Here is an 11,326-nt window from a genome sequence, read left to right on the forward strand (position 1 = left end):
CCTTCGTGCGGTCGAACTCGTGCGGTCCGGCTCGCGGGTCAGGCCGCCGGAGCGATGTTCTGGTTGTGCCGGAACACGTTGTCGGGGTCGTAGCGCCGCTTCACGTCCGCGAGGCGCCGCATGTTCGCGTCGCCCCAGCCCTCGCGGACGCGCTCGGCGCCCTCGTCCCCGATGAAGTTCAGGTAGAGCGAGCCCGTCGACCACCGCTTCATGGACGCGCGCACGTCCCGGACCCACGCCTTGGCGCGGGCGTCGTCGGCGGGGTCGTCCCACAGGGCCAGCGGGTGGACGACCCACGGGTCGCGCCGCCACGGGACCGGGTACTCCGCCGGGCCCCGCGCGACGGCGCCGCCCAGCGGCAGCAGCGTGTGCCGGGACGAGGACGGGACGATCATGTCGCCGGCGAGCGCGCAGTACCGGGCCACCGCCTCGTCCGGCAGCTCGCGGACGTGCTGCGCGGTCCAGTGGTTGCGCAGCCCCGCCTCGTCGTCGTCCATGCACTGGACCGCCGTGTACGGCATCTCCGCGACGATCCCGCCCGCGGGCCCGAGCCGCGTCATCGGCTCGACCATGGCCCGCGCCTCCGGCTCGGTCGCCAGGCAGGTGATGACGATGCCGAGCGCGAGCCGCCCGGCCAGGTCGTCCGGGACGAAGTCCGCGGCCGGGGCGAGCATGTACTGGGAGCCGCCGCCGACCTCGTCCGGCGCCGCCTCCATGAAGTCGCGGAAGGCCGGCACGACGTCCGGGCCCGCCTCCGGCGGCCACAGCAGCAGCGCGAGCCCCAGCGTGGTCAGCGGGTGCAGCCGCAGCGTGAACGAGGTGACCGCGCCGAAGTTCCCGCCGCCGCCGTGCAGCGCCCAGAACAGCTCCGGGTTCTCCTCCTCGCTCGCCCGCACGTGCGAGCCGTCCGCCGTCACCAGCTCCGCCGAGACCAGATTGTCGCAGGTCAGCCCGTACTTGCGCTCCAGCCAGCCGGACCCGCCGCCGAGCACGAGCCCGCCCACGCCCGTCGTGGACACGCGCCCGCCCACGGTCGCCAGCCCGTATTCGGCCGTCGCGCCGTCGAGGTCGGCCATGACGGCGCCGCCGCCGACGCGGGCGGTCCGCGCCTCCGGGTCGACGGTCACCGAGTTCAGCAGCCGCAGATCGACGACCAGGCCGCCGTCCACCAGGGCGTTCCCGGCGACGCCGTGCCCGCCGCCGCGGACCGACACCTCCAGCCCGCGCTCGCGCGCGAACCCGATCGCCCGCGCCACGTCGTCGGTGTTGGCGCACTGCGCGATGACCGCCGGACGCCGGTCGATCATCGCGTTGAAGATCGTCCGGGCCGCGTCGTAGCCGGGGTCGCGGGGAGTGAGCACCTCGCCCGCGAACTCCGTCCGCAGGCCCGGATCGATGCGCGTGGTCATGGTCGTCCCTCTCGTCCGGGATTCACCGTGGGAGCGAGGGGTCCGGGACGTTCGCGCGAGCGGACATCCGCCGCCCCGCCGTGCCGTCACTCACTCCTCATTGTGCGCTCCCGTCCCAGGGATGAGAAGAACCTGCGGCTCCTCGGTAACCGAGAAGCCGCAGGTGAAAGGACGTGTGCGAGGGCGGGCGCGGGCTAGCTGCCGAGCCCCCTGATCCGCTCGTCGAGGGTCGGCCGCAGCTTCTTCACGCACATGATCGGCCGCAGCGTCTTCTCCTTGTCCTCGGCCTCGAGGTGATGGGTCGTCCCGTTCGGGCACTCCGGCTCGGTCCGGGTGCGGGCGAGGACCTTGGCGACGGCCTGGCTCGAGCCGCAGGACGCCGTCTTCAGCCCGCCGATCGCGTAGGACGGGTCCTGGATGCACTCGCCGACGGACACGATCAGCCCCTCGCCGCCCAGGCACAGGACGGGGCGGGGCGTGTCGCCGCCGCCGAACGACCGGAGCTCCATGATCTCCACCGCCGTCGACGGGCACTCCTGCGCGGTGGCCACCCGTGCGACGACCTTCGCGTACGACTCCTTGTCGGTGCAGGGCGTCTCGCTGCCGAAGGCGATGGACGACTTCACGCAGTCGCCCACGGTGAGCATCGCGCCGCCCGCGCCCGGGTCGCCCGGGTGGGGGCCGTCGACGTTGCGCACGCAGACCTGCGTCGTCCGCGGGTCGTCCGGGTCGGCGCGGACGGCCGCGACGCCGTCGGCGCCGTCCGGGCAGTCGGGCGACGACGACGCGAACCCGCCGGGGCTCCGCCCGACGACCTCGACGACCTTGCCCTTCGCCTTCGGGTCCTCGCAGTTGACCCGCTCGGCCACCGGGACCTGCTGCATCGTGCTCTTGCCCTGCTGGAGGTCGAACCGGACACCGACGCACTCGTCGGCCTTCACCGGCCCGTCCGGCTCGGCCGGCTCGGCCGCCGCGTTCAGCACGACGGATCCGATGATGCTGCCCACCACGAGCACCGCCGCCACGCCCGCGACCACGAACACCCACGGCGAGGTCTTCGCGCGCGCCTGCGGGGGCGGCCCGGGGTACGGCCCGCCCGGCATTCCGGGCGGCCCGGGCGGGACGCCGGGCGGGCCGGGAGGCCCCGGCGGCTGAGGCGGCGTCCCCGACCCGTACATGGCGTCCTCCACAAGCTGTGATCACGAAGGTCTGGAACATATCGCACCCGCCCGACACGGCACGGGAGAAACCGCCTCAGCCCGTCAGCCCACCAGGCGGCGGTCCGCGGCGGTGGGCGCATCGGGTTCCTTCCTGGAGAACGGGCGTTCTCCGGATAGCCTAGAGAACGCGCGTTCTCAACACAGGGAGGAGCATGGAGCGGCAGGAGGCCGAGACCCGGCTGCTGGACGCCGCGGAGTCGCTGTTCTACCGCCGGGGCGTCCAGGCGGTCGGCATGGACGACGTGCGCGCCGTGTCGGGCGTCTCGCTCAAACGGCTGTACGGCACGTTCCCCTCCAAGGAGGCGCTGGTGACGGCGTACCTGGAGCGGCGCGACCTGCGCTGGACCGGGGACCTGGAGCGCTACGTCGCCGCCCGGGGCGGCTCGGTCGGCGCGGTGTTCGACTGGCTGGGCGAGTGGTTCGCGAGCGACGACTTCCACGGGTGCGCGTTCATCAACGCCTACGGGGAACTCGGCGACGGGTCCGCGCCCGTGGCGTCCGCCGCGCGCGCACACAAAGAGCGGCTGCGGCGGTTCCTGCACCGGCTGGTCGACGACGACGAACTCGCCGCGCAGCTCGCGATGCTCGTGGACGGCGCGATCGTGTCGGCCGCGATGACCGGCGATCCGGGCGCGGCGGCCACCGCGCGGGCGGCGGCGGAGGCGCTCGTCAGACGCAGGTGACCTTCGGCTGCGGCTGGTACTCGGTGTGGTACCGCTCGCGCTTGACCTTGCGGCCGTCCTCCATCAGGACGCGCCACACGTCGATCTCGAACCCCTTGCGGCCGGTCGTGGGGACGCACCGGCTGCCGTGCCCGACGGTCGTCCAGTAGGGCGTGTAGTCGTACCGTTCGGACGTCTCCGACCGGACCTCGTACCGGCGCTCGCCCCACAGGCTGACCGTCAGGGACGAGTCGGTGTACTGGACGTCGATCCGGACGGGGCTGTCGGTGTCGTTGCGCCAGCGGAAGTCGAGATTGGGGTAGGCGACGGCGGCCTCGCGCCCATCCGGGTACTCGGGCATCCACATGGTGTGCGCGCGCGCCTTCCGGATGTCGAGCCCGGCGCGGAAGACGGCGTTGTAGAGGGTCGAGCTGACCTGGCAGATGCCGCCGCCGACGTCGTTCACGAGGCGGGAGCCCATGATGACGGGCGCGGGCACGTAGCCGCGGTCGCTGGTCCGGGGGCCCACGACGTCGTTGAACGAGAACGTCGCGCCGGGCCGCACGACCGCGCCGTCCAGCCGCCGGGCCGCGATCTCGATGTTGCGGACGCGCGGCTCGCCCCGCTCGAACCGGGTCGTGAAGGTGCTCATCGGCCGCTCCACCGGGGCGGCCCGCCCCGCGGCGGCCGGATCGGGCGCGGGCACCGCGTCGGCGGCCGGCTCGCGCGGCGCCCACAGGTACGTCGCCACCAGGAAGCCGTTGGCGACGAGCGCGCCGGCGACGAACGGCCACCAGCGCCGCACGTGGTCGCGCAGCGCCCGCTGGTCCGCGCGGTATCGGCGGTAATGACGGCGCCGGGTCCGTCCCACAGCTCACACCCCCCGCGGATCCCCGGTCGGGACCCCGGGACGGGAGCCTGCCTCAGGTGAAGGGGACGAACCGGCGTTCTTTACCGTCTATTCGAGAAGTCTCTGCGGAAAACGAACGCGCGGGGCGTGCACGGTGGTGTGCAAGTTGACCTGCGCGCGGCGGCGGGGGGTCAGCGCGCGCGGGCGCCCTCGCGGAGACGGTTGGGGTCGACCTCCCGGGCCGGACGGCGACGCAGGTACTCGCCCTCCAGCTCGTTCGTCCGCCGGGTGTGCTCCTCGAACGCCTGGTCGGACGCGTGGCGGAGCGTCTCGAACCGGGTCTCGTACAGGTGCCCGAGCTCCCGGAACAGATCGTCGTCGGGGAGCTCCCGCGGGTCGATTCCCATCGTCATCGCGTGTACCTCCTTCTCGCGGCGTCCCCGTCCCCTACCCGGGCCACCCGGGACCATTCGGACCTTCCCCCGTCCGGTCAGGCGGGGCAGAAGACCGCGAGCGCCCGCGGATGCTTGCCGAACCGCACGGTCCCCGCCACCGTCGACACCTCGCCGTCCCGGGCCAGCCGCAGCCCGCCCGCGGGCGACCACAGCTCCAGCCCGCCGGTCCGCCAGGCCCGGTACCCCGGCATGAGGGGCAGGTGACCGGCCAGGACGGCCGCGACGGCGCGGGCGCGCGGCACCCGGCGGCCCGTCGCGACCATGCGGACGTCCAGGAGGCCGTCGTCGAGCCGCCGCCGCCACGACGGGGCCGCGCCCGGCGAGCCGTAGGCGCAGTTCCCCACGAACGCGAGCCAGACCCGCCGCCGGTGCCCGTCGACGTCCAGCTCGACCGGCTGGGAGTGCCGCAGGGTGCGGACGGCGGCGATCGCGAGCGCCGGCCACTTGCCGATCCGCCGTTCGAGCCGCGCGCGGCGGTCCACGATCTCGGTGTAGGCGCCGAAGCTCGCGGTGTTCAGGAACGGCTGCTCCTCCTCCGGGCCCTGCACGGACCCGACGTCCACCCGCCCCAGACGTCCGTTGCGGTAGGCGGCGACCGCGTCGGCGGGCGTCTCGATCCCGTACGCGCGGGCGAAGTGGTCGAACGTGCCGCCGGGCACGACGAGCAGGGGGACGTCGTGCGCGAGCGCCGCGCGCGCGGCCGCGTTGACCGTCCCGTCCCCGCCCACGACCGCGAGGACCTCGGCGCGCGCCGCGGCCTCCCCGAACGCCTTGTCGACGTCGTCGTCCGCACCGAGCCGGACGATCCGCGCCGCGGGCAGCTCGCGCTCCAGCAGCCCGACCGCCGCGTCGCCCGGCGCCGGCAGGGCCCCGGACGACCCGGCGCCCGACGCCGTGTTGACGACCGCGACGACCCCGCGCCCCTCGGCGTCGACGTGCACGTCCTCGACGCCTCCCGGGCCGATGCGGGCCGCCGGGGGCCGCGGCGGCCACACCAGGCGCGTCGCCGCGGCGGCGAGCACGCCGATCCCGACGCCCGCGAGGACGTCGCCCGGGTAGTGGGCGCCGGTGTAGACGCGGGCGAACGCGACGGCGGCGGCGGTCGCCGCGACGGGCGCGGCCACGGCCGCGGGCGCCTCCAGCGCCACCCCGGCCGCGAACGCGGCGGCCGACGCGGAGTGCCCGGACGGGAACGCGTGCGACGTCGGCAGCTTCCAGCGGATCCGGATCGGCGGCACCAGGTCCACGACGGGCCGCTTCCGGCGGAACGCGTGCTTGCCGATGATGTTCACCGCCGGGCTCGCCACCGCGATCCCGATGGCCCCGCGCAGCGCCGCGCGCCGCAGCCCCGGCCGTCCGGTCAGGCCGAGCGCGCCGGCGGTCGTGAACCAGAGCACACCGTTGTCGGCGGACCGGGACAGCCGCGGCAGCACGTACTCCAGCCCGGGCAGGTGCGCGGCGGCGACGCGGTCGAACGCCCAGCGGTCGATCCGTCCCAGCCGGCGCAGCACCCACGGCCAGCGGTGACGGCGGGGTCTATGCTCGGCCGCGGACACGCGCCGGGGCGCGGTGTGCGCGGTTCCGGACGGGCCGGAGGGAGCCCTCGAGTGGTTGACGCGCATGCTCCGGGTATCCCCCAAGGCGCCGACATGATTCCGGGAAGATCTCAAATCGGGGGTCACATGCGGGCGAACGTCACTCGGACAACATCGACTGCAATAAGCTTCCCGGCATGAGTCACCCGGAACGGCTCGGTTCCCCGGGTGGCGAGTCGGTCGGCACGATCGCGGAGCCTCCTCACGTGAACGAGAAGCTGTCCGACTACGCCGCACGGCATGGGCTGAGGCAGAGCGCGGCACGCCCGCCGCTGCGCAAGTACATCCGAGACGTGTGGGCCAGGCGCAATTTCATCTGGGCCTTCGCCTCGGCGAAGAACATCTCGATGTACAGCGACTCGCGCCTCGGCCAGGTGTGGCAGGTGCTGACGCCGCTGCTGAACGCGGCCGTCTACTACCTGATCTTCGGACTGCTGCTGAAACTCAGCCGCGGCATCCCCGACTTCATCCCATTCCTGGTGACCGGCGTCTTCCTGTTCGGCTTCACCCAGCGGTCGGTCACCGCCGGGTCCAAGTCGGTCGGCGACAACCTGTCGCTGATCAGGGCGCTGCACTTCCCCAGGGCGACGCTGCCGCTGGCGATCGCGGTGGTCGAACTGCAGCAGCTGCTGCTGTCGCTGATCGTCCTGTTCGCGATCATCCTGGCGTTCGGTGAGCCGATCACGCTCTACATGCTGCTGTTCATCCCGATCCTGATGCTCCAGCTGATGTTCAACGTGGGCATCAGCATGGTGATGGCGCGGCTCGGGGCGTTCAACCGCGACATCACGCAGCTGCTCCCGTTCGTCATGCGCACCTGGCTGTACGCCTCCGGCGTCATCTTCAGCCTGCCGCAGCTCATGAACAGCAGCAGCCTGCTGAAGGACCACCCCTGGCTCACCGAGGTGCTGGAGGCGAACCCCGCGTACGTGTTCCTCGAACTGGCCAGGCACGCGCTGCTCGGCGAGTACCGGAACTACGTGGAGACGAGCCTGGGCATGACGTCCATGGGCCAGCTGTGGCTGTACGCCGTCGGCTGGGGCGTGGCCATGCTGATCGGCGGGTTCTACTTCTTCTACCGTGCCGAGGAGCGTTACGGCCGTGGCTGACACCAAGGTCCGCGCAGAGGTCGCGATCGACCCCACCCGGGAGCCGATCGTCGTCGTGGACGACCTGCACATCGTCTACCGGGTGTTCGGCGCGGGCGGCAAGGGCAACGCCGCGAGCGCGTTCTCCCGCGTGATCCGGCGCCGCAACCGGCCGACGATGACCGAGGTCCACGCGATCAAGGGGCTGTCGTTCATCGCCTACCGGGGCGAGGCCGTCGGGATCATCGGCACCAACGGCTCCGGCAAGTCGACGCTGCTGAAGGCCATCGCGGGCCTGCTGCCGCCGCACCGCGGCGGCGTCTACACCGACGGGCAGCCGTCCCTGCTCGGCGTCAACGCCGCGCTGATGAAGGACCTCACCGGCGAGCGCAACATCGTCCTCGGCTGCCTCGCGATGGGCATGTCCCCCGCCGAGACCAAGGCGAAGTACCAGGAGATCGTGAACTTCGCCGGGCTCAAGGAGGGGTTCATCCAGTACCCGATGCGGACGTACTCGTCCGGCATGGGCGCCCGCCTCCGGTTCGCGATCGCCGCGGCCAAGACGCACGACGTGCTGCTGATCGACGAGGCCCTCGCGACCGGCGACGGCAAGTTCCGGGCCAAGAGCAAGCGCCGCATCGAGGAGCTCCGCAAGGAGGCCGGCGCGGTGTTCCTGGTCGCGCACCAGCTCGACGTGGTGCGGGAGACCTGCGACCGGGTCCTGTGGATCGACGACGGCAAGATGCACATGGACGGCCCGCCGGACGAGGTCATCCGCGCCTACACCGAAGCCACCGGCAAGTAGGCCACCGGCGCGTAGGCCACCGGCAAGTAGGGACGCGGGCGAGCGGCGGACGGCGCACCGGAGCGGCGCCCGGCTGATAGAGATGGACCGACACGAAGATCCGTCTCACGAGGAGGTCGCGATGGCCGCCAAGCCGCCGCTTCCGCACGAGTTCCTGCCGCAGGTCCCGTCGTTCACCGTCACCAGCGACGACGTCGCCGACGGCGGGCGGCTCGCGGACGCGCACGTGTTCGACGACTGGGGGTTCTCCGGCGGGAACAGGTCCCCGCACCTGCGCTGGTCGGGCTTCCCCGCGGAGACGAAGAGCTTCGCGGTGACGTGCTTCGACCCGGACGCGCCCACCGGCAGCGGGTTCTGGCACTGGTCGCTGTTCGACATCCCGGCCGAGGTCATCGAGCTGCAGACCGGCGCCGGGACCGAGGACGCCAAGGTCGGCGTGCACGCCCGCAACGACTACGGCGTGAAGGCGTACGGCGGCGCCGCCCCGCCGCCCGGCGACCCGCACCGCTACGTCTTCACCGTGCACGCCCTGGACGTCGAGTCCCTCGGCCTCGGCTCCGACACCTCCCCGGCCGTCGTGGGCTTCAACATCACCGCGCACACGCTGGCCCGCGCCGTGATCGTCCCCGAGTACGGCGGCTGACCCGAGTACGGCGGCTGACGCGCCGTCCGCGCAGGCCCGGGGGCTCCGCGCCCCCGGGCCGTCGTGCTTCCGTGAAACCGCCGGTAACCCACGGTGGTCGTCTTCTCAACCCGACATCCATCCTGCGGAAAGATCCGCTGACGCCGCACCGGCGGCGCGAGATGCTGGTGCCTCGCCAGGACTGCGAGAGGACGAGGTCGTGCCAGTCTGGAGTCGGGATCCGGAGGACCGCGAGGAGTACGGGTACGGGCTCGGCGACCCCGCCGGGGTGCTCGTGCTGAAGTACCGCTCGTCCGGCGGGATCGGTTTCGGGGAGAGCCGGCAGGACTTCCTGCACCAGCTGTACTGGTCGCCGGACGGACCGCTCGCGACGTCCCAGGGGTTCATCACCGCGCCCCGCGAGGCGTACTGGGTGCGGCGGGCGGTCAGCCACGAGGTGCGGGCGGGCGACCGGCAGACGGTCTACCGCATCTGCCTGCGGGAGGTGCCCCCGGCGCTGGCGGGGCTGCGCGCCGGGCCGGTGTCGATCGACGGGGAGGCGGCGCGGCTGATCGAGCTGATCGCCCGCCGGGACTGCGACGAGACGGCCGCGCTCGCCGCGCGCCGCCGCATCACCGCCGGGCTCGGCGCCCCGCCCGGGCGGGGGCCGTCCGGGACGGGCGTCGCGCTGACCGTCGCGCGGGCCCTCGCCCGCGACCCCGCCGACCCGACGCGCCTGGACGAGTGGGCCGAGCGGCTGCGCGTCAGCGTGAAGACGCTGCAGCGCGACTTCGTCCGCGAGTTCGGCATGCCGTACACGCAGTGGCGCACGAAGCTGCGGCTGCGCGCCGCGCGGGTGCTGCTGTGCTTCACCCCGGTGACGCAGGTCGCGCCGCTCGTCGGGTACGCGAGCCCGTCGGCGTTCATCACCGCGTTCACGAAGGAGTACGGGTACACGCCGGGACGCACCGCTCCGCGCGCGCGCCGAACCTGACCGCGCCCAACCTGACCGCGCCGGACCGACGCACCGTGGCGTGTTCGTCCGCGTCGCTCCGGGGACGAACACGCCACGCCGGGATCACTCCTGGAACGGGAAGCGGTCCGCGAAGGCCGGCTTGAGGTCGTCCAGCCAGACCGCCTCCGGGTCGTACTTGGCGAAGAACGGCTTGCCGACCAGGTCGGAGTTCCGCGCCTGGATGAAGTGCAGCTGGAACACCTTCTCCCCGAACAGGTCCAGGACGCCGTCCACGCAGACCTTGCCCGGCGTCGCGGACATGGACGGGCCCCGGACGGTGCGGGAGAGCCCGGACACGTTGCTGTAGGCGTCCCGGAAGATCTCGTAGGCGTCGGCCAGCGGGACCGCGAAGTAGTCCGCCGGACCCGTGTCGCGCTCCACGAACATGTAGTACGGGACGAGCCCCATGCGCGTCTGCACGCGCCACATCGTCTCCCAGGTCCGCGCGTCGTCGTTGATCGTGCGGATGAGCGGGGCCTGGGTGCGGATGACCGCGCCGGTGTCGCGGATGCGGCGGCACGCCTCGGTGACCATGAGCGGCTCGAGTTCGCGCGGGTGCGTGAAGTGCGCCATGAACGCGAGGTTCTTGCCCGACTCCACGACCTGCTCGAACAGGCGCAGCATGTCGTCGGCGTCCGGGTCGGTGACGAACTTCTGCGGCCAGTACGCGAGCGACTTGGTGCCGATGCGGATCGACTCGAGCTGCTCCAGGTCGAGCAGCGGCTCGATGTAGCGGCGCAGGACCGGCTCACCCATGATCATGGCGTCGCCGCCGGTGAACAGGACGCTGGTGACCTCGGGGTGCGCGACCAGGTAGTCGCGCAGCTGCGCGGGCTCGTCGCCGGCCATCTTCAGGTCGGGCTCGCCGACGAACTGCGCCCAGCGGAAGCAGTACGTGCAGTACGCGTGACACGTCTGCCCCTGCTTGGGGAAGTACAGGACGGTCTCGTCGTACTTGTGCTGCATCCCGGGGATCTTGCCGTCGCCGAAGCTCGGGATGTTGAGCTCCATCTGCCCTGCCGGGTGCGGGTTGAGTCTCATCCGCACCGCGTGCGCGGCGGCCTCCACCTCCGCCTTGGGCGCCTCCCGGGCGAGCAGGTCCGACAGGTGCGCGACGTCCTCGGCCGGCAGCATGTCCTCCTGCGGGAAGACGAGCCGGTAGATCGGGTCGTCGGGCGCCGCCGTCCAGTCGATCAGCTCGTCGATGACGTAGGCGTTCGTCCGGAACGGCAGGACGGTCGCGACCGCCCGGGTGGCGAGCCGCTGTGCCGGCGAGAGCCCGGCGCGAGCGGTCAGCTCGTCGAGGTGCTTCGCCGTGAAGGCGCGGAACTTGCGACCGGTGGATCGCATGGCGGGGGCCGCGTCGTTCACCAGTGTCACGCGTTGGTACTCCTTGCTGTCGGCGGGCACGACGCGCCGGAGGGGCGCGCCGTCACGGACTGTGAGCACAGGGCCGGCAAGTCTCCCCCATTGAACAGTCCTTGGGCGGTTCCTGCCGAATTGATACCCCATACACGGTACGGGGCAAGCCTGGTCAGTCAGGATCCCGACAAATCACCCGGCCATGATCGTGGACCGGAAGCCCCTTGTAAACGACTACGCGAC

At 72.5% G+C, this 11,326-nt stretch carries 11 protein-coding genes; 5 read left to right on the forward strand and 6 right to left on the reverse strand.

All coding sequences use genetic code 11. The features are described from left to right. Positions 1-38 precede the first annotated feature (38 nt). Positions 39-1,409, reverse strand: a complete 1,371-nt coding sequence (locus AB0L25_RS34625; RefSeq protein WP_500177023.1) for an FAD-binding oxidoreductase — start codon at positions 1,407-1,409, stop codon at positions 39-41. A 194-nt stretch (positions 1,410-1,603) separates the two neighbouring features. Further along, entirely contained in the window at positions 1,604-2,587 is a 984-nt protein-coding gene (locus tag AB0L25_RS34630; protein WP_500177025.1) for a hypothetical protein, read from the reverse strand. Between the two features lie 194 nt (positions 2,588-2,781). Between AB0L25_RS34630 and AB0L25_RS34635 the strand changes: the two genes are divergently transcribed. Continuing rightward, on the forward strand, positions 2,782-3,312 hold the full coding sequence (locus AB0L25_RS34635; RefSeq protein WP_500177027.1) for a TetR/AcrR family transcriptional regulator: 531 nt from the start codon (positions 2,782-2,784) through the stop codon (positions 3,310-3,312). On the opposite strand, the gene AB0L25_RS34640 is transcribed toward AB0L25_RS34635, so the two are convergent. The 3 genes from AB0L25_RS34640 to AB0L25_RS34650 all read right to left on the reverse strand — a co-directional run bounded on the left by AB0L25_RS34640 (position 3,299) and on the right by AB0L25_RS34650 (position 6,107). After that, positions 3,299-4,162: a VanW family protein gene (locus AB0L25_RS34640; RefSeq protein ID WP_500177029.1), complete on the reverse strand. Its 864-nt coding sequence runs from the start codon at positions 4,160-4,162 to the stop codon at positions 3,299-3,301. The genes AB0L25_RS34635 and AB0L25_RS34640 overlap by 14 nt on opposite strands. Before the next feature lie 170 nt (positions 4,163-4,332). Further along, the gene (locus tag AB0L25_RS34645; RefSeq protein ID WP_075896691.1) at positions 4,333-4,554 is read right to left on the reverse strand and encodes a DUF6158 family protein; all 222 of its coding nucleotides are present in this window, start codon (positions 4,552-4,554) and stop codon (positions 4,333-4,335) included. Positions 4,555-4,631: 77 nt separating this feature from the next. Further along, positions 4,632-6,107, reverse strand: a complete 1,476-nt coding sequence (locus AB0L25_RS34650) for a bifunctional phosphatase PAP2/diacylglycerol kinase family protein (protein WP_500177031.1) — start codon at positions 6,105-6,107, stop codon at positions 4,632-4,634. A 221-nt stretch (positions 6,108-6,328) separates the two neighbouring features. Here AB0L25_RS34650 and AB0L25_RS34655 point away from each other — a divergent pair, with 221 nt between their 5' ends. The 4 genes from AB0L25_RS34655 to AB0L25_RS34670 all read left to right on the forward strand — a co-directional run bounded on the left by AB0L25_RS34655 (position 6,329) and on the right by AB0L25_RS34670 (position 9,700). Further along, on the forward strand, positions 6,329-7,300 hold the full coding sequence (locus AB0L25_RS34655; protein ID WP_500177034.1) for an ABC transporter permease: 972 nt from the start codon (positions 6,329-6,331) through the stop codon (positions 7,298-7,300). Further along, positions 7,293-8,084 carry an ABC transporter ATP-binding protein gene (locus tag AB0L25_RS34660; RefSeq protein ID WP_500177037.1) on the forward strand — a complete coding sequence of 264 codons (792 nt, stop codon included), beginning with the start codon at positions 7,293-7,295 and terminating at the stop codon, positions 8,082-8,084. Before AB0L25_RS34655 ends, AB0L25_RS34660 begins: the two co-directional genes overlap by 8 nt. Positions 8,085-8,205: 121 nt before the next feature. Beyond that, complete coding sequence (locus AB0L25_RS34665) at positions 8,206-8,727, forward strand: YbhB/YbcL family Raf kinase inhibitor-like protein (protein WP_500177038.1); 522 nt, start codon at positions 8,206-8,208, stop codon at positions 8,725-8,727. Between the two features lie 199 nt (positions 8,728-8,926). Beyond that, entirely contained in the window at positions 8,927-9,700 is a 774-nt protein-coding gene (locus tag AB0L25_RS34670; protein ID WP_500177040.1) for a helix-turn-helix transcriptional regulator, read from the forward strand. An 84-nt stretch (positions 9,701-9,784) separates the two neighbouring features. Here the strand turns inward: AB0L25_RS34670 and AB0L25_RS34675 are convergent, their stop codons facing one another. Then, complete coding sequence (locus AB0L25_RS34675; protein ID WP_500177086.1) at positions 9,785-11,071, reverse strand: KamA family radical SAM protein; 1,287 nt, start codon at positions 11,069-11,071, stop codon at positions 9,785-9,787. Positions 11,072-11,326: the final 255 nt, after the last annotated feature.

The organism is Spirillospora sp. NPDC052242, assembly GCF_040679555.1.
Lineage (GTDB): Bacteria > Actinomycetota > Actinomycetes > Streptosporangiales > Streptosporangiaceae > Spirillospora.